Source organism: Nitrobacter sp. TKz-YC01 (genome assembly GCF_047824785.1).
Classification (GTDB): Bacteria; Pseudomonadota; Alphaproteobacteria; order Rhizobiales; family Xanthobacteraceae; genus Nitrobacter.
In genome coordinates, this window is record NZ_CP181167.1 from 3,833,569 (window position 1) to 3,851,950 (window position 18,382).

The window sequence follows — 18,382 nt, forward strand, 5'->3', positions numbered from 1 at the left end:
CGGAAAGGCTCTAGCGCGTATTCCGATCGCAAAACCGGTATCCATCCCCGGGCCAAGCCCGGGGACATGCTTCGCTCGAAAACGCTATAACGCTACCCGTTGCGCGCCACGGCGTTCAGCCGGCTGGTGCTCTTGAGGATGATGCGGCCACGCTGAAGATCGAGAATGCCGTCCTTGCGCCATTGCTGGAGCTGGCGATTGACGCTCTCACGCGCCGCGCCGACGTATATGCCGAGCTGCTCCTGCGAGATATGAACCTCCGAGCCATAATCATCGGCCAGCGCGCACAGCCGGCGCGCCATCCGAACCGGCAGCGGCTGCAGCACCGACTCCTCCATGCGCTCGCTGATCCAGCGGATGCGCTGGCATAACAGTTCGATCAGGCGGATGGCGATCCGCGGCTCACGCTCAAGGAACGCCAGAAGATCGCCCCGGCGTAGCACGAAAAGCTCGGCCGGCTCGCCCGCCACGGCGTCAGCGGTGCGGGACCGGCCGTCAAGCACCGCGATTTCGCCGAACAGGTCTCCCGGACCCTGGAAGTTCAGGGTCAACCGGCCGCCGTCGGAATCGCCGGTCTCGATGCGGACCTGGCCACGGCGGACGCCATAGAGCGCATCGCCCTCGTCGCCCTTCTGAAAAAGGACCTCGCCGGCATTGACCTGCACGGTGTGACAGAGCGCCGCCATGCGTTGCAGGTCATCGGGGTCAAGATCCGAAAACAGCGGATTCATCTTGAGAATAACCGCGAATTCCGACTGCCTGCTCATCGCCTTCATCCTGAGACCAACAGCCCGCGAGACCAACAGCCCAACGAGGTTATCAGGCCCGGTCATCAAGCCTACGATCGGCGCGCCCGACCGGGTCTCGCCGGCAGGGCACCGAACGCCAGATTTTTCAATGCGCCCGATCGAAAATCGGGCAAAGTGTGTCATGGGCGCGTATTCCGCAAAAGTGGATACTGGTTTTGCTATCAGAATTCCACTTGGACGGAAAATGCTCTAACGGTTTGCAATCTAAGGACGCGCTATTCCAAGATGGCACGAGCATTGAAAATCGCAGGCGCCGTCACAGCCAGCCTGGTCGCGATCGTCATCGTGCTTCTCGTCACCGGAATCCCTTCCCGTTTCGTCACCTCGCTGGTGCAGGACCGGATCGAACGCGACACCGGATACCGGATTGCGATCAAAGGCACGGCCGGAATTGAGGCATGGCCTTCCCCCGGATTCACTCTGCATCAGGTGACGTTTGATCGTCCGGGAAACACCGCGACGGATGCTCAGCTCGCCGTGGGGGAGGTCCGCGCCACTCTCGAGCTCGCGAGCCTGCTGTCGGGGACTTTGAGGATCTCCGAATTGGCGATCGACCATCCGACGCTGCGGGCGCCGCTGCTTCGTGAACGCACCGGCGGCGGCGTCCCGTCCAGGCCGGAGCGCTCCGAGGAGACAGCGGAAGACGATACGGCGTTTCCGATCGGAAGGGTGACGGTTTCCAACGGCGCGATCGTTTTCTTCGATCCGCAAACCGGGTGGGAGGATCGCATTGATGACGTGAACGCCAGCGTGACGCTTGGCGCCGACCGGCGAATCAACATCACGGGCGACGCGCGCCCGGGCGGCCGCTCGCTGACATTCGCCATCGCAGCGACACCGCCCGCGGGTCCGCTCGGACGCCGGAATATCCCGACCGAGCTGACGCTTGAGGTTTCCGGTGCGCCGACCCGTCAACTGACCGCCAGGGCCGAGGTTCGGATCAACAGGCAGACGCTTCTTATCAATGGCCTGTCCGGCTCGCTCGACGACGGCAAGTTCAACGGCTGGGCATCGGTCGATCTTGCAAGCAAGCCGCTGGTGAAGGTCGATCTCGATTTTCAGAAGCTCGACCTGAACGCGACACCGGGCGAACCCTCGGCGCCACGCACCGGCGCGCAGCCATCCAGCGAGCAGCCATGGAGCGATACGCCGATCGATGTCGGCGGGCTCAACTATGTCGACGCGCAGGGGACGATTTCAGCCGCGGAACTGACGATCGGCGGGGCGCGATTTGCGCCGGCCCAGGTCGAGGCCGTCCTCGCCAGAGGCGTGTTGAAGGCTTCCTTTCCGAACCTCGGCGCTTATGACGGGCGAGCCAATGGCAGCCTGTCGATCGATGCGTCCGCGAACAACCCGTCCTACGCGCTCAAGGCCGAGGTGAGCGGCGTTCGCGCGCTGCCGCTGTTGTCGAGTCTCGCCGATTTCGACAATGTCGATGGCAGGATGCGGGCGACAACCGATGTCCGGGGCATCGGCGCCAGCTTGCGCGCGATCATGTCGAGCCTTGCGGGGACGGCTTCGATCGACGTCCGCGACGGAACGATCCGCGATCTCAATATCGCGAAAATGATCCGTGCGTTGACATCCGGCACCCTGTCGGGATGGCAGGCGCGCCCGGACCAGACCACCGACCTGTCGCAACTCAGCGCCACCGCGACCATCGCGGAAGGACAGGCCACCACAAATGACCTTTATCTCGCCGGTCCGCTTGTGCGGATGACCGGCGCGGGCTCTGTCGATCTCGGCGCGAAGACGCTGGCGCTCCGGGTCGAGCCGAAACTCGTCATGAGCACCGAGGGCCAGGGAGGGCGCGCCGATCCGATCGGCCTCGGCATTCCGGTCGTCGTGCAGGGATCATGGAGCGAGCCGCGCATCTATCCTGACGTCGCCGGCATTCTCGACGACCCCGGCGCGGCCTATGCCAAGCTCAGGGAATGGGGACAGGGATTGTTCGGCAGCAGCGGGACCGGCAACCCCGGCACGTCCATCCCTCATATCGGAGAAACCCTTGATACCCTGATCCGGCAAGGTCTCGGCGCGGAAGCCAATCCCGCTCCCGCGGAATCACCCGCCGCGGGCAAGCCTTCGGAAGCACCGCCGCGCCGGGGGCCACCGTACCCGGACAAGCCACCGCCCATCGACGAGATCATGAAGCAGATGTTCGGGCGTTAGAGCGTTTTCGAGCGAAGTGGGTGCCGGTTCGCGTGAAGAAAACGCGTCAAATCAATATCATGGAGTCTCGCTTCTGATTCAATCAGAAGCGAGGCTCCAGAGCATGATCCGATCAAGTTGAAGCGGGACCATGATCCAAAATGCTCTTCGCAACGGCGCGCCGGTTCCGCAAGCGCCTTACCACATCGTCTGCCGGGCGCGCTCAAGCCAGGCTTTGTCATATTCCTCGCCGCCGACCCGATCCTTGCTCATCTCGGCGAGAATTTCACCGGCTGTCGGCAAGCTCTTGAGGTCGACGTGCCTGGAGGGATCCCAGAGGTGCGAGCGGATGATGGCGCGCGCGCACTGGAAGTAGATCTCCTGCACGGTCATCACGATGACCGAACGGGGCGCTTTGCCCTCGACCCCGAACGATGCCAGCAGTTCAGGATCGGCCGACACCAGCGCGCGGCCGTTGACGCGCAGGGTGGTGCCGGATCCCGGAATCAGAAACAGCAGCGCGGCCCGTGGATCGCGGATGAGATTGCGTAGCGAATCGACGCGATTGTTGCCGCGCCGATCCGGCAATATCAGCGTCAGGTCGTCCTGAACGCGAACGAAGCCCGGCAGATCGCCGCGCGGCGAGCAGTCGAGCCCTTCCTCACCGCAGGTCGCCAATATCGCGAAGGGAGAGCTTTCAATCAGCGCGCGATAGGACGGCGTGATCCGGTAGGCCACCTTGATCGTCGCCGCCTCGCCGGGCTGGCCATAAATGGCCTCGAGCTGCTCGATCGTCTCGATGGCGGTCACCACGATTTCATCTCCTTGCGTCGGCGCTTTCCGCCGTGGATGGGCCCGGACGGGTTATCATCCTATACAGCTAGAGCGTTTTCGAGCGAAGCGGACACCGGTTCGCGTGAAGAAAACGCGTCAAATCAAAATTATAGAGCGCGCGTCCGTGGAAACCGTGACCCCGAAGCCCCGGCTCCAGGAGTAATGAGGCCAAGGTCCGGGTCGCCCCGCTATCATGATCATGCCGCCCGCTGCATCGCCTTGCGCGCCAGGGCCAGCCCCATCAGCACGAAGGCGGAGGTTACTTCCGGACCGCCCACTACGATGCGGGTCGGCGTTTTCATCTTGTTCCATTCGTAAGCCCTGAAGGGACCGCGCCGGCCGCCTTCGCCGGCGTGAGCGAGGATGCAGTTCAGGGCGGGCGTGAAAGCCGCCCTCTCCGCGCCGAGATGGCCCAGCGCGATGAGCGCCAGCGCCGCGTCAAACGCGTTCATCTCGGCGGCGATCAGCGTGTCCTGCACGTAGCCAAGGATGCGGGCGCGCATGTAGCTGAAACTGTCGTCGGGATCGATCGCCTGCCGCGTGGCGGACGGCAGCATCGCGAATGCCGCGTAACAGCGTCCGAAATAGGCGCAATAAAGCTCGGGCAGATAATAGATGTGGGACCTTGGATCGGTGAACGCGCCGCTCTCGACCAGACGTCTCTGGAAGCGGATGATCCGCTGCACCGTTTGCAGGCGCTGCGGCGTCTGGAGGACACGCCACCGTGAACAGTTGCGGAAGCTGACCTCGAGAACATCGAGGTTGAGAGTGGGATCGAGATCGTTGCCGTAAGGACGATCGCCCGCGAGATTGTCGATCCAGGTGACGATGCCGCCGTCGTAATCGATGTTGTCGTTCAGCGGCACGGTCACGAGCGGCTCGTTGGCGCCGCCGCCGACCTGATAGCCCGCGTAAAAATCGAGCAGGGGCTGATCGAGGATCGGATCGTTCGAGCCGACTTGCGTCGCGGCCGAAAGCGAACAGGCCGTGGTGTCGCAGTCCGGAACGTAAATGCCGAAGCCGAGGTTCTGCTTGATATGCGTGAAAAAGCGGTTGAATCGTGGATGGGGATTGGGCGCCAGCGCCGTGATCACGCTGACCCGGCTCCCGTCGCGCGAGAGCACCTCCTCGCGGCTGGTTTTCAGGCAGAAATCGACCATCTCACTGCTCGCATGACGGATCGCATCGGTTTCCGCCGGCGTGGCAAGGCCGGTTTCGGCAAAACTCAGCAGCGCCTCGGTGAAGAAGGCGTCATAATAGGCCGAGCGATGGCGGATCTGCACCGGCTCCCACATCGGTTCGGCGATGCCGCGCCACGGCGGGTTGATCACCTCACGCGCCGGCGACCGCGCGATGAAGACCCGCGCCAGGTTAAAGAGCAGCGTCGAATTCTTGTAGCCGCGCGCGTCGAGGCCGGTGAGGGCGGCGAGAAAATCCCGGCCGCGCAAATCGGGATCGCCGATCAGGTTGAACGCCGCAAAGGTGGGGATGAACCCGTTGTTTCGGAACGATTGCAGCAGATGCGCGCCGCAGGTCCCGATCACGCGCTCGATATCGGCAAGGCCCGGCTCCGGCCCGGACCAGGACGTTGCGCCGGGCCGGGGATGGTGCAAAGTCACCGTATCCAGCAACGCCGCCACCGGCCGGCCGATCGCCGCCCAGTCCGGCGTCTCTTCATCCCGCGCCTGCCGCAGCGCGTCCTGTAGTTCTTGAAAGCGGGCCTGATCCCGCAGTTCCAGCAGGCCGGCGCGCCGCAACAGCGGGCGCAGCGCCGGGTTCGCCAGCGCGGTCCTGTAGAATTTGGCCAGATGCCCGTCGCCGCCCTGATGGTGCAACAGCACGGGATCGCACACGTCGTAGAGTGTCGGGCCGTCCTTGCGGTTGGTCAGCGCGCGGTAGACAGCGCCGGCTAGATGGCGAGCAGTCATGATTTCTTTCCGCGCCAGCGCGCATGTCGTTTCTTTCCGCCCGCGCCACCCGCGCGTGTTCCGGCGTCTCACTCAACGCCTGGTCAGCCAAGCCGTTGAGACGTATACGATTATAGCGTTTTCAAGCGAAGTGGATACCGGTTCGCGCGAAGAAAACGCGTCAAAAACAACAATCCGGAGCTTCGCTTCTGATTGAATCAGAAGCGATGAAGGCTCTGCGGGAAAGAGCAATGTGCAAAGTCAAAGTCACCGTATCAGACCTGAGCCGGCCTCCGGCCCAATGGCACGACTCCCCTCTCCGCAATTTTCGCACTCTCCCTCGGAGATCGCCCCGGGTTCCCATGCACACGCTTAACCAATTGTGTTTCCGATAAATAAAGGTTTCATGTTGCTCATTGGGCCATCAGCGGTGCAAAATCGTCTTTATGCTGCGGCGCCGCAAAACCAGCGCATTTGACCGCGACAAGCGGGCGCTCTCTCAAACCAGACGGACGATGGCGCAACTCATGTCGCGCTCCCGGACCGGACCAGGAATCGATCAGGATGACGTTGGGTCAGTTTCGCGTTTCCCACCGATCGGTCATGTTAGCCGCTGTCCTCGTCGGGATGGTCTCGCTGGCGATCGGGGCCCATGCAGCCCTCAACAAGCGCAGTCTGGAGGTCGCGAAGGCCCTGGACGCCGAGGATACGACGGGCAGCATCGCGGTCAAGCGTGCGCGGGTCGCGCTGGTCATCGGCAACGGGCACTATCCCGATGCAAGCCGACCGTTGAAGCAGTCCATCAATGATGCCCGGGCATTCGCAGCGGTTCTGCGGCGCGACGGCTTTGACGTCATCATGGTCGAGGACGCCGACAAGGAGGATATGCATCGCGCGGTCCGCCGGCTTCAATCGAAGATCGGTCCGGACACGACGGCGCTGCTGTTCTTCAGCGGTTTCGGCATTCAGTCGGGCCGCGAGAGCTACATGATCCCGGTCGACGCGCGGGTCTGGAGGGAAGCCGACGTTCGGCGCGACGGGCTCTCCATCGAAACCGTCCTGCGGGCGATGAAGGAGCGCGCCGCCAGGGTCAAGCTCGCCGTGATCGACGCCTCGCGGCGCAACCCGTATGAGCGGCGCTTCCGCTCCTACTCACACGGTCTCGCGCCGATCAACGCGCCGGATAACGCGCTGATCCTGTCATCGGCGACGCCGGGACAGGTCGTCGACGAGTCAGGCGGACAATACAGCCCGTTGATGGTTGAAATGCTGAAGAGTTTCGGTCAGCCGGACAGGGATGCCGAAAAGGTTTTCAGCAAGACGCGCGCAGCGGTTTCGCGCGCGAGCGAAGGAAAGCAGGTCCCGACCGTGTCGTCTTCGCTGGTTGAGGATGTGCCGTTCAAGCCTGATGCGGCGGTGGCCTCGCGCAAGGATACGGCAGCTATCGATTAGCCGCATGATCTTATCCGAGAGCCGGTTTCCACTTTGCGCTGGCGCGGCCCTTCGGGTCGGGATCATGCTCTACCAGAGTCTGTTGCAGCTGCGTTGAATTAGACTCGTCGCTTATTTTGTTTGAGCATGATCTTTTCCGAAAACCGGTTTCCACTTTTCGGGATCATGCTCTAACGGGCCGCGCTCGCTTCCAGGGCGATCGGCCTGACCGGATCGCCTTCGCGCAGCAGGGCGCCGGCGCGCGCCACCACAACGTCGCCTTCGGACAGCCCCTCCCGGATCTCAACCTGTCCTCCCGACAGCAATCCGACCTCGACGTGCCGCGTTTCAATCCGCTGGCGCCGGACCACCTGAACCACCGCGCCCGCGCTCCCATACAGGATCGCCGTCAGCGGCACCGCAATGCCGCAGCTTTCGCCGGTCTTGATGATGGCGCGGCCAAACGCATTCACCAACAGGTGCCTGCTGGGATCGACGGAGATGAAGACCTGCCCAAGCTGGCTGTTCGGTTCGACCGTCGGCGCGATCAGCCGAACCTTGCCGTCCATTTCACTGGCTCCGACGGCCATGACTTTAGCGGCCTGACCGACCGCGAGCTTCGAAAGGTCGCCGCTCGGCACCTGCCCAACCAGATCAAACTCGTTGCCGGTGACGATATTGAACAGCGCCTCACCCTTGCCCGACGCCACCGCTCCGATCTCGGCGGACGAACGGCTGACCAACCCCGCCACCGGGGCCGAAACCTGGGTCGTTCCACCTTCGGGACGCGTCAGGCGGGCAAGCGCCTGCCCGGCTGTCACGCTCTGTCCCGGCTCCGCTAGGATCTCGGCGACCTTCAGGCCCGGCCGCTCCGGCCGCACCGCGGTCTCGTTCTTCGGGATGAGTATCCCCGTGACCTGGACGCTCGCCGAGAAGCAGAACGTGGTGGCTTTCAGGACGCTGACGGCGGCGGCGTTCGGGATATCCTGTTCGTCCGCCGACACCCCCGCGGGAGCGGTGAGGATTGTCCCCCATACAGCGGCGAGCGCGAGACCCCGCGTTGCAATGTAGCGCCGTCCCAGCCATTTCTTGGACATCAGCAAGACTCTTTCCCGGGAAGATCGCGGCGAGAACGCGATCCGCTTCGCTTGAGAACGCTATAGTCAAGCCAGGATCGCGTTTCAACAACCGGCACGATCGAGGGCCACGCAAGGATTATAGCAAGGATGGTTCATGCCGTCCGGCCGGCGGGGGAGCGGACAGACCCGTCCTCGGCGTGATCGCGCCAGCGATGAATCTCGACCGCCGCGACCGGATGGTGGAAGCCTTTCAGGACCATCGGGGCCAGTTCAGCCGCATCGACGAGGTGTTCGACCACGCCATAGGCGCGCTGATTGACCACGATCTGGCCCGCTTTGGCTTCGTCGCAAAGGCGCGAGGCGAGATTGGTCACGCTGCCGATCGCCGCATATTCAAGCCGGCGCTCGAATCCGACCTGGCCCAGCGTGGCGTAGCCGACGGCGATCCCGACGCTGAAGCCTAGACTGTGACCCCGGCTTCGCCATTTCTGCGACAACAAGCCGACGGCATCGCGCATTTCGACCGCCATCCTGATGGCGCGTGGAGTGTGATCCGGAACCGGGACCGGAGCGTTGAACAAAACCATCACGCCGTCCCCCGCGTAACGGTCCAGCGTGCCTTCGTACTTGAAGATGAGTTCACCGAGCGCCGCGTGATATTCCCGCAGCACGTTCATCGCCTCTTCCGGTTCGGAGCTTTCGGTGAAGGCCGTGAAACCGCGCAGATCGCAGAACACCACCGTCACTTCGCCGCGATGGCTGTCGAGCAGCGAGTTCTGTCCGTCGGAAGAGGCGACGATTTGCGCGACCTGCGGCGCGAGGAAACGCTCCAGCCTCCGGATCCGTTCAATCTCCCCGAGCTGCGCCTCGACCCGCTCCTCAAGCGACCTGTTCCAGTTGAGCAGCCGATAGGTCTGCTCCTGGAGCTTGTCGGCTTGCTGCTGGACGACGCCGTGCGCAATGGCGAGCTCCTTACCCTTTCGATCGACCTCATGAAACAGTCTTGCATTGCGCATCGCCAACGCCGCCTGGTGGGCGAACGTCTGCATCAGCCCGACCAGGTTCGGCGAGAACGCACCCGCGCTCCGTCGCAGCATGATGAGCGATCCAAGAACGCCCTGCTGGTCCACGAGCGGGACCACCAGAACGGAACGGAAGCCGGCCGAGGCGGCGACCTCGTTGAGCGGATTCGCCTCCGCCGATGCGAGATCCTCAATCGCGATCGGCTGGCCGTTCGCCGCGGCCGCGCCCAGCAGGCTGTCGTCCGAGCCGATGACGAGGTGGTCGCCGGCCGCCGATTTCTCGATGCCGCTGGCCTCGACAAGATCGAAACGCCGGCTGCCGGCATCGAAACCGTAGATCAGCACGGCGTCCGCTTTCGTGATCTCCAGGGCGCGGGCGGCGACGGTCGAGAGCACCGCCTCGAGGTCCAGCGACGACACGACAGCGCGGCCGACTTCCTCGAGCACCTTGAGCTCGTTCACGGACTGCGCCAGATCGCGCGTGCGTTCCCTGACCTTGAGCTCGAGGTCCGAATAGGTCTCCTGAAGCTGCCCGGCCATGCTGTTGAACCGCTCCGCGAGCTGCTCAAGCTCATCGCCGGTCTTGATGTCGATGCGATGCCCGAAGTCGCCAGCACCGAGGCGCCGAGCACCGCCGCTGAGCGCCTGGATCGGGACCAGCATTCGGCGCGCCAGCAGCATGCCGGCGATGATCGCGACCACAAGACCGAACGCGACAAGAATTCCGATGCGTATCAAGAGATCGCGGATCGGCGCGAGCGCGAGACTTGCGGGTTGTTCAAGCACCACGAACCAGCGAAGCGTGGAGACCGGGCTCGACGCCGTCAGCACCGCCTGACCTTGATTGTTCGTTCCCGACGCCGACGACGCGTGCCCGGCATTCAGCAAGGACGCAAGCTGCGGCCGTAAAGAAAGATTCTCGCCGGGATGGAGCGTCTTGTCGGACGAGGCGAGCAGGATGCCGTTCGCGTCCACGACGTAGGCGGATCCCGCCTTGCCGCCCTGCGCATCCTCGACATATCCGGACAGAAAGCGAAGATCGATTTCCGCCACCGACGCGCCCGCGTCCCGTCCCGCATGAGCGACGGCGATCGACATGAAGGGCTGCCGATCGCGAAAGAACACCGGCGCGTATGTCATGCCTCGCGCTATGGTCCGGGTGAACCTCACGTCGCGGGAGAAATCGGCCCCGCTGCCGACCAGGACGGAGCGGCGAGACAAACGGAGTTGCTCGCGGCCCGATCCGTCGAGCTGAAAGATACGATCGACGGCCGGGACCTGGTTCAGCAATTCGGCGTAATCGGCGCGTCGTTGCTCGACCGTGACGACGCTGGCGCGCGTGACCCAGCTGACCTGACGCTCCAGATCAACCATCGCCTGCGAGATGCGGTGCGCCGCCGCATCGGCCTTCTCCGACATCGCCTGAACAAGCGCGGTTTTGGTCTGATTGTAGCTGATCCAGATCTCGAGCGCGCCGTTGACGGCGAGGACGAACACCACCAGGCCGACAAGCGACATGACGTACTTGACGAAAAGCCCCCTGCGAGGTGATCGGCTGTTGTTCTCTGCCCCGTTCATCCATGTCTCCGCTCGGCGGCCGATCTTGGAGCCGTCCCTCCCCTTCGTCGCGGCAGCCGGTGATCTTTAGCACAATTCCGCCATGACGCGGCGAGCCGGAATCTCGCTCCGGCCGGGTCCGGCGAATGGGGGCAAAGAAAAACCCCGCCGAAGCGGGGTCGTCATTCAGGCTATAACACGATCGAGCGAAGCATGTCCTCCGGGTTGATCCGGGATGGGCGCGGTTCGCGGAAAGAAAACGTCTCAGAACAACACTCAAGAGCTTCGCTTCTGATTCAATCAGAAGCGAGCGCGATCCTAGTGCCTGACGCCGGCGTGAGCTTCGGCCTTCAGCGCCTTTTCCTCGACGCCAAGCGTTTCACAGATCGCCTTCAGGCGTGAAGGATCCGGAAACCGGATTCCGCGCATGTAGAGCGAAATATCGCAGCGGCGGAAATCATGGGGACCGCGAAACCGCTTCGATGCTTCGCGGGCAAACTCCACATCGGTCCAATGCTTATCGGCGACAAGTTTTGCAAGGCGATTCCCGAACTCTACCTTATCGGCATCTGTCATCATTTTCTTTTCTTCCTGACTTCCCTTCCCCATGCATCGATCCTCCGGACGAACAACCGCCCGAACGACGATTCATGACGCAAGCCGCCAGCCTTCCAGCGAGTTTTCTTCCGTCGAAGGGAATGTATATCTTACTAGACATCGCCTGATTGACTTCCCACGCTCGCGTCAAAGCACCCCTGCGCATTCCGCATGCAGAGTGTCAACTCGTCGACTTATAGATCGGATGAATGATGAAGTGATCGACAGAGTCTTTATGTTCTGACGCGTTTTCTTCACGCGAACCGGATTCCGCTTCGCTCGAAAACGCTATGGCGCGAGCTCTTCAACGTAAAGCTCTTGACTTAACCGCCTTCGTCTCCGGTTCGGATGCCATGAACTCACGAGCTTCGAAAGGCCGCAAGCCGCTATCGCCCGGCGACGATGTTCATGCGCTGTCGCAAGCGGTCAGGATTGCGCGCCTTCAGGCCCCGTCGACCGGCTGTCCGTCGATGGAGCGTCGGATCACCTGACGCACCTTTGCGTTGGACAGGAACAGGTCGTGGTTGATAATGCCCCATCCCTGCGCGGAGGCGTCGATGACGCGCAGCCCAAGTTGCTCAAGTCTGGCTTTTTCGGCGGCGCCGACGCGTTTGACGCCGCCGGCCAGGAAGCCCGAGAGAGCCAATGCGCGGTCGTTTGTCGCGGTGACGACCGTGATCTTCCTCGCGAGCGGACCGACGCGCGCGACCGAGGAGGTGAAGACATCGAGGTCGATGTCGGGGGAGGCGAAAATGACGGCCCCGATGCGGTCGCCTGCCGCCGGCTGCCGCGCGCAGATCTGGCGCAGCGCCTCCATCGTCAGCATGGTGCCGACCGAATGCGCGACGATGTGAATGCGGCCGGTGATAGGGCTGGCCATCAGACCGGTCACGACCTGATCGAGCGCGTCGCGCGACCACATCGCGCTCTCCCGGTCGTAGCCGTAGTCGAGCAGGCTCGCCTTCGATGGCCAGGAGAACACCATGGTTTCGCCGCGAAAGCGGATGCCTTCGGAGATCCGGGCGGCGTCGAGCGCCGCGCTTTCAAAAGTCTGGTTGAAGCCGTGGACGTAGATCAGCACGTCACGGGTTCCGCCCGGCTCGGCGTAGAGGTCGCCGATCTGGCTGGTCGGCTCGATCGCATCCAGCCGCCAATCGCCCAGCCCGACGGCGCTGAGCGAGAACCGTCCCTCGCTTGGCGGCGTCAGCCTGGCGCGCGCGATGTTCAGCCGCGCGGCTCGCTCGGACCCATACCAGGGCTTGGCGCGCGCGCCGTTCACCGGCTTGCGTGTGGTGGCGACCAGAAGCGTCGGATTGGCGGTGAGTTCGGCGGCATCGAAGGTCGCGCCGCCGGAAGAGAGAGCCGCGCTGGTGCAGCCGCCGACGGACGCGCCGAGAGTCAGTGTGCAGGCCGCGCCCGCGAGCGCGCGCAAAACGGCGCGGCGGCAGGCGAGTGGCGGCTGGTGAATATGATGCGGCAAGGTGCAGGTGTCCCCACGATGGGAGCGTGGTGCACGGCAATCGCGGCGAGAATGCGGACATGAGGAAACCGCGGCGAGCGGCCGCCGGTTCCCCGAGCCGCGCGTCTGATTCCTCAGAAGCGGAAAGACTCCAAGTGCGCGATCCGTTCAAGTTGAATCGTGCCGCGCATACCCGTCATGGGCCGTGCCTGTCACGGGCATCCACGCCCCTCCCTTTATCCCTCCCCGCAAGTGGGGAGGGTCGGGTGGAGGCTGCCATGACGATTCCACCAGAACTCATTTCGTCAGCAAACGAGCTACCAGCGATAGCTCACGGTGCCGAGCACGGTGCGCACGCGCCTTTAGTATCCTCCCCGATTCTTTCAGAGAAGCCTCCGCCTAGAATCTCGCCCGCGCGCTCAGCAGGAAATTACGTGGCGCGCCGTAGAAATTTCCGAGGTAGAAAGCGCCTATGGCCTGATAATATGTCCTGTCGAACAGGTTGTTGACGTTGAGAGCCAAGGTCCAGTGCTCATCGAGGCGGTATTGCGCGAACAGATCGACCACCGCGCGGCCCGGCTCGGTTATCCTGAAGGGATTTCCCGCGAATGTCCCGGTCTGGTAGAATGAGCTTTGCGCGGTCACGCCGCCGCCGATCTTGAAGCCCTCAAGCGGTCCTTGAAGATCATAGGTCGTCCACAATTTGAACAGGTGCTTGGGCGTGACCGCGCTGTAGCGACCGCCGCCCGCTATGTTCTCATTGTCGTTGAAGGTGTAGCCGGCCTGAACCTGCCAGCCGGCGGCGATCTGTCCGCTGACCTCGACATCCACGCCCTGGCTGACGATGCGTCCGTCGCCGAGCCAGCAGCAATTTGTGCCCAGATCGCCCGGAGTAGCCGGATAGGCGAAATCCCGCACCCCCTCGCCGTTACGCTTGATATGATATAGCGCAAACGTTGTGTTCAAGCGCCCGTCGAGCAGACTGCCTTTGATCCCGGCCTCATAGGTGCGCCCTGTGATAGGGCCAAGCGGGGTGCCGGGCAGAGGTCCCCTGAGGTTAAAAGCCTGCGGCTGATAGGTTTCGGCGAAGCTGGCATAGGCCGACCATTGACTGGACAGGTCGTAAACCATGCCGAGATAAGGCGTGAAAATCTTATTATCTTCGTATGCTGTTAAAGATGTGGAGGTGACAGCGCCCGACGGGTCAAGAAAACTGGCGTCATAGCTGTACTTGTACCAACTCAACCGCCCTCCGAAAATCAACTTCAAGGGGTCCGCAACTTGAGCGACGAATGATCCATACACGCCTTTTTGTAAGATTTTGTAACCGCTATCAGAATTAGGGATGTAGGGTTCGGCGGGATAGTCGGCTGGGTTGTACTCGAAGATGCTGGTACGCATGGACCCTCCCCACATATTCGGGTTTTTTCGACCAAGTTGACGCATATTTAGGTTATTGATGTTCGTCCCCAAGGTCAGCTTGTGCTCTCTGCCCAGCAGGTGGAACGATCCTTTCAGCACGGCGTCGAGCGTGTCTTGCGGTGCGCTGTACTCGTTTTCCCAATCATAGCCGGTCAGGCCCATGCCTGTGGCTGGATTGATCCCACCCTGCCACGTTAAGTCCCTGCGAAAAATCGTGTTGATCGAGCGCGACGCCTCGACGCCCAGGGTCCAGTTGGGCGCGAGCTCCTGATCGAGGCGGACGAACATCGTGTTGTTGTTGAGCAGCCAGCGATCCTCGGGCCGGTTGAGGGAAAAGCTGCGCGGCAGGCCGAGGTCGTCACCGTTCGCATAGCGTGGAAGCCCACGGAAGAATCCGGCCTGATCCTGGCGTATGACGTTGGCGCCGAAGGTGAGCATGGTACTGTCGGTGATGTCTGCTTCGATGACGCCATAAAGCAGGTATCTGTTGCTCGTGCCGTGATTGTAGAAAAAATTCTGATCCTGATAGGTCCCCACAAAGCGCCCGCGAACGGCGCCGTTCTCGTTGAGTGAGCCGGCGACGTCCAGTTCGCCGCGATAGTTGTTCCAGCTTCCGCCATGGAGCAGCGCGTTCATTTGGAACTGTTTGGTCGGTTTCTTGCGCACAAGATTGACGGCGCCGCCCGGTGCACCCGAGGTGCCGTAGAGCGCGTCGGAGCCACGCAGAACCTCGACGCGATCGAACATGGCAAGGTCAAACTGCGATGTGGTAAAGCCTTGACCTATGACGCCACCCGCAACTATCGGGCTGTTGCCGTCGATCTGAATATTTGTGACGGGGAAACCTCTGGAGTATATAATTGAATCAGTAGTGTTGACTGGAGTGACGGTGATGCCGGGTGTGCGTTCCAGCGCATGCTCCATCGTCGTCATCCCCTGATCCTGAATGCGCTGGCGCGTGATGACCGAGACCGTCTGCGGCGTTTCTTTTAGCGTTTGATTCTTGCCGAACGACGCCACGCTGGTCGTGTAGGAGCCGGTGCCTTCGGTCCTGCCGGGATCGCTCGACGTCGCGCCTTGCACATCGATGGTGTCGAGCGCGATCGCCCCGGCTGGCGCCGCGCCGGCGCCGCCGTCCGCGTTCGGCCGCTGGATGGCGACGGTCGAGGCATTGGTGAAACGATAGCTGAGGCCCGTTCCCGCCAGAAGGCGGGTCAGCGCCTGATGGGGCGTGAGATTGCCGGATACGCCGGGCGAGCCGACGCCGCGCCCGATGCCGCCGTCGCCGACAACATCGATGCCGGTGACACGGGAGAAAGCCGAGATCGCGCCGGCAAGCGGCTGGGGAGGAATGGAGAAGCTATAACTTGCACTACGCGACGCCGGGGCCGCGACGGGCGCGTTCGATCCCGGCGTCTGCGCGTTCGCGACGCCGACCATGCCTGTGGTCAGGGCCGTCGATAGCAGCAGCATAATGGCACACCCGTTCGACGCGCCCGCCCATGCTTCCGTGATTAGCCCCTTGCCTGCCCCGCTTTTCATCCCTTCAAGCCCCCATACACAGGCCCCGGCAGAGACGCCGGAGCGCGGTTACAGAGTCAGACAAATCGAGGCGCTGGAATTTTGCGGCGTGATGCAAAAAAATCAGCCAGCCTCAAACAACAGGGTCAGGTATGGCGTGGCGGCAACAATCCGGATCGGCACCGCCTCGGCGAGTTGCGCCACGATCGTCTCGGTACGGTTGAGGTTGACGATAAGCGTAATGGGGCGCTGCGCGAGCGAGTTGCTCATGACCACAATGCGCCCCGAGCGCCAGCGGTTGAGCGCCTGCACGGCTTGTCCGAGAGGCGCCTGCGTGAAGACCAGCCGCCCTTCCCGCCACGCGAGCTCGGTGCCGGTTTCCGACCGCCGGAGTTCTCCGATATGGCGGCTGTCATAGGTGACCAGCGAGCCGGCGGAAACCCGGGCGGACTCGTCGCCGAGCGCGACATCCACAGTGCTGTCGGTCACGATCACGGTCGCGCTGTCGTCCCGATAATCAACACCGAACGCCGTGCCGAGCGCGGTGGTGCGCCCTTCACCCGCCTCGACGACAAACGGTCGCCCCGCGTCTTTCGCAACCGTGAAAAAGGCCTCGCCTTCATGAAGCGTGAGGCCCCGCCGCTCGCGCGTGAAAGCCACTGAAAGCTTCGTTTCGGCTGCGAGATCGACGGTCGATCCGTCGGCGAGATTCACGGTGCGCCGCTCGCCGGTCGCGGTCCGGTAGTCGGCAAACGGGTGGCTCGCCAGATATCGCCACGCCCCGAGACCGACAGCGCCGACGACCACCGCCTCGCCGAACCTGCGGCGCGTCATGGCCTTCCGCGCGGCGCGGTGGCGGTCCTTCATGCCCGGAAGCTCGATCGCGCCGGTCCACAGCCTGTCGATATCCGCATAGGCCCTGACGTGGCGCGGATCGGCCGCGAGCCACGCCTTCAACGCCTTCGTGTCGGCAGCGGAAGGCTTGCCGTCGTGCATCGTGGCGAACCAGACGGCCGCCTCCTCGACAATCCGGACATGATCGGGATCGTCAGTCATCTGACTATCTGCCCCACGTTCCATGCAAACAAATCTCCCGGGCGGCGCAGACAGCCGGAAGTTACGCCTGCTCGTCCTCTTATATGACAATCGGGAGAGGCGAATTTTCCAGGCGAATTAACGCCGCGCCTCGTCGAGCCGCAGTTTCATCCGGGCGAGGATGCGCACCATATGGCCGAACGCCGTCCTGGGCTGGATGTCGAGCATCCGGCCGATCTCGGCGAACGTCCGGCCGTCGATGCGTGACAGAATGAAAACCGCGCGATGGGCCGGCGGGAATTCCTTCAGCGTCGCGTAAACGATCATCAGTTCCTGCCGAGACAACAGAACCTGCTCGGCCGACGGGGTCTCGTCCGCGAGCGTCGCAAGCGCGGTGTCGGGATCATCGACGAAAGACAGGATACGCTGGCGGCGATTATGGTTGATCGCCAGATTGGTCGCCGTGCGAAACAGATAGGCATGACCATCGGCGATGGACGTGCGGGAGCGCGCCGCCCAGAGCGCGAGAAACGCCTCCTGGGTCAGATCCGCGGCCACGTCCGCGGACGGCACGCGCCGGCGCAGGAAGCGGGTCAGCTCCTTGCTGTGTCGCCGGAAAAGATCATGGACATCGAACGTCACGGGTTGAGCCCTACCCCTGGATCACGCAAGGTTTGCACGCTGGTTTCCGTGATCATAGGCCCGGCTTTATCGAATCAACAATTCCCCTGCAATATCAATTGTCTGGATTGATTCTAAGCTGATGGACCTCGACAGTGTCGCGCCCGCCCGCAGGGTTTTACGCAGACCCTTGTCACGTCACCGGATAACTCGATCAGACGAACGTTCGAGCTGCTGAAATCGACGAGCGGGAAAGCGCGAAACGGCCGAAACGGCGCACAGCCGCCCTCGTCGGCACGACCCCTCTTCCTGTCGTGTTTTGTTGATACAACGAGGTTCAATCTCGAAGTGGGAATAGCGAGCGAAAATCGCGGAAACAGATTCCGCTGATTTATCGAATGATACCAGCCAATCTCGCTATTTAGTATTTAGCCTTTTGCGAGAGTTCCATCGGTTCGGCATCATCTCCTGGATTCAGATCCTGGATTCAAGGCGGATGGATACGGCCAATGGATCCAGCACGATACCAGAATAATGAAGCGGAGACGGACAGCGGTCTCCGGGACAGGGGCAGACGATGATCGAGGTTCAGCGGGTGGGCGGCGGCAGCCCCCTCGATTTCGAGGTCGTGGTGCGCGAAGGAAAGGGCGAGACTCGCCACCGCGTTACCATGTCTGAAGCCGAGAGCCAGCAACTGACCGCCGGCAAGCACACGCCAGAGCGCTGCATCGAGGCCGCCTTTCGCTTCCTGCTCGACCGTGAGCCCAAGGAGTCGATCCTCGCTCGCTTCGACATTTCCGTGATTCCCCGCTACTTCCCTGAATTCGAGCGGGAGCTGCCCCGCTATCTCTCAGCGGGTCAGAAGGACGGCCGGTCAGGAAATTAAGGGGGCGTCATGGGTTCTCTGAAGTGCGCCGCCGGACAGGCCGGACCTGCG

General features: G+C 62.7%; 13 protein-coding genes. 3 read left to right on the plus strand and 10 right to left on the minus strand.

What is annotated here, in order from left to right; translation table 11 throughout:
- Positions 1-92 precede the first annotated feature (92 nt).
- The gene (locus ACMYR2_RS18230; RefSeq protein WP_347263524.1) at positions 93-767 is read right to left on the minus strand and encodes a Crp/Fnr family transcriptional regulator; all 675 of its coding nucleotides are present in this window, start codon (positions 765-767) and stop codon (positions 93-95) included.
- A gap of 267 nt (positions 768-1,034) precedes the next feature.
- On the opposite strand from ACMYR2_RS18230, the gene ACMYR2_RS18235 reads away from it, so the two are divergent.
- Positions 1,035-2,981, plus strand: a complete 1,947-nt coding sequence (locus tag ACMYR2_RS18235; protein WP_347263525.1) for an AsmA family protein — start codon at positions 1,035-1,037, stop codon at positions 2,979-2,981.
- Positions 2,982-3,158: 177 nt separating this feature from the next.
- Here ACMYR2_RS18235 and ACMYR2_RS18240 read toward each other — a convergent pair whose 3' ends face one another.
- Positions 3,159-3,770, minus strand: coding sequence for a pyridoxamine 5'-phosphate oxidase family protein (locus ACMYR2_RS18240; protein ID WP_347263537.1), 612 nt, complete (start codon positions 3,768-3,770; stop codon positions 3,159-3,161).
- 221 nt (positions 3,771-3,991) lie between these two features.
- Positions 3,992-5,722 (minus strand): hypothetical protein, encoded by a 1,731-nt coding sequence (locus ACMYR2_RS18245; RefSeq protein WP_347263526.1) that lies wholly within the window; start codon positions 5,720-5,722, stop codon positions 3,992-3,994.
- A 543-nt stretch (positions 5,723-6,265) separates the two neighbouring features.
- On the opposite strand from ACMYR2_RS18245, the gene ACMYR2_RS18250 reads away from it, so the two are divergent.
- Positions 6,266-7,153, plus strand: coding sequence for a caspase family protein (locus ACMYR2_RS18250; protein WP_347263527.1), 888 nt, complete (start codon positions 6,266-6,268; stop codon positions 7,151-7,153).
- A gap of 170 nt (positions 7,154-7,323) precedes the next feature.
- Here the strand turns inward: ACMYR2_RS18250 and ACMYR2_RS18255 are convergent, their stop codons facing one another.
- From ACMYR2_RS18255 to ACMYR2_RS18285, 7 genes are all read right to left on the minus strand, one after another.
- Positions 7,324-8,229: an efflux RND transporter periplasmic adaptor subunit gene (locus tag ACMYR2_RS18255; protein ID WP_347263528.1), complete on the minus strand. Its 906-nt coding sequence runs from the start codon at positions 8,227-8,229 to the stop codon at positions 7,324-7,326.
- Between the two features lie 134 nt (positions 8,230-8,363).
- Complete coding sequence (locus tag ACMYR2_RS18260) at positions 8,364-10,811, minus strand: adenylate/guanylate cyclase domain-containing protein (protein ID WP_347263529.1); 2,448 nt, start codon at positions 10,809-10,811, stop codon at positions 8,364-8,366.
- Between the two features lie 297 nt (positions 10,812-11,108).
- Positions 11,109-11,369 (minus strand): hypothetical protein, encoded by a 261-nt coding sequence (locus ACMYR2_RS18265; RefSeq protein ID WP_416193436.1) that lies wholly within the window; start codon positions 11,367-11,369, stop codon positions 11,109-11,111.
- A 460-nt stretch (positions 11,370-11,829) separates the two neighbouring features.
- Positions 11,830-12,867 (minus strand): alpha/beta hydrolase, encoded by a 1,038-nt coding sequence (locus ACMYR2_RS18270; RefSeq protein ID WP_347263531.1) that lies wholly within the window; start codon positions 12,865-12,867, stop codon positions 11,830-11,832.
- A 378-nt stretch (positions 12,868-13,245) separates the two neighbouring features.
- Complete coding sequence (locus tag ACMYR2_RS18275; RefSeq protein WP_416193437.1) at positions 13,246-15,810, minus strand: TonB-dependent siderophore receptor; 2,565 nt, start codon at positions 15,808-15,810, stop codon at positions 13,246-13,248.
- 102 nt (positions 15,811-15,912) lie between these two features.
- Positions 15,913-16,845, minus strand: coding sequence for a FecR family protein (locus tag ACMYR2_RS18280; protein ID WP_347263533.1), 933 nt, complete (start codon positions 16,843-16,845; stop codon positions 15,913-15,915).
- A gap of 117 nt (positions 16,846-16,962) precedes the next feature.
- Positions 16,963-17,466 (minus strand): RNA polymerase sigma factor, encoded by a 504-nt coding sequence (locus ACMYR2_RS18285; protein ID WP_041345712.1) that lies wholly within the window; start codon positions 17,464-17,466, stop codon positions 16,963-16,965.
- A 556-nt stretch (positions 17,467-18,022) separates the two neighbouring features.
- Between ACMYR2_RS18285 and ACMYR2_RS18290 the strand changes: the two genes are divergently transcribed.
- The gene (locus ACMYR2_RS18290; protein WP_347263534.1) at positions 18,023-18,331 is read left to right on the plus strand and encodes a hypothetical protein; all 309 of its coding nucleotides are present in this window, start codon (positions 18,023-18,025) and stop codon (positions 18,329-18,331) included.
- Positions 18,332-18,382: the final 51 nt, after the last annotated feature.

Coding starts and splice junctions, on each gene's coding strand:
- ACMYR2_RS18230 (WP_347263524.1), bottom strand. CDS start 767: ATGAGCAGGCAGTCGGAATTCGCGGTTATTCTCAAGATGAATCCGCTG.
- ACMYR2_RS18235 (WP_347263525.1), top strand. CDS start 1,035: ATGGCACGAGCATTGAAAATCGCAGGCGCCGTCACAGCCAGCCTGGTC.
- ACMYR2_RS18245 (WP_347263526.1), bottom strand. CDS start 5,722: ATGACTGCTCGCCATCTAGCCGGCGCTGTCTACCGCGCGCTGACCAAC.
- ACMYR2_RS18250 (WP_347263527.1), top strand. CDS start 6,266: ATGACGTTGGGTCAGTTTCGCGTTTCCCACCGATCGGTCATGTTAGCC.
- ACMYR2_RS18255 (WP_347263528.1), bottom strand. CDS start 8,229: ATGTCCAAGAAATGGCTGGGACGGCGCTACATTGCAACGCGGGGTCTC.
- ACMYR2_RS18260 (WP_347263529.1), bottom strand. CDS start 10,811: ATGAACGGGGCAGAGAACAACAGCCGATCACCTCGCAGGGGGCTTTTC.
- ACMYR2_RS18265 (WP_416193436.1), bottom strand. CDS start 11,369: ATGATGACAGATGCCGATAAGGTAGAGTTCGGGAATCGCCTTGCAAAA.
- ACMYR2_RS18275 (WP_416193437.1), bottom strand. CDS start 15,810: ATGAAAAGCGGGGCAGGCAAGGGGCTAATCACGGAAGCATGGGCGGGC.
- ACMYR2_RS18280 (WP_347263533.1), bottom strand. CDS start 16,845: ATGACTGACGATCCCGATCATGTCCGGATTGTCGAGGAGGCGGCCGTC.
- ACMYR2_RS18290 (WP_347263534.1), top strand. CDS start 18,023: ATGATCGAGGTTCAGCGGGTGGGCGGCGGCAGCCCCCTCGATTTCGAG.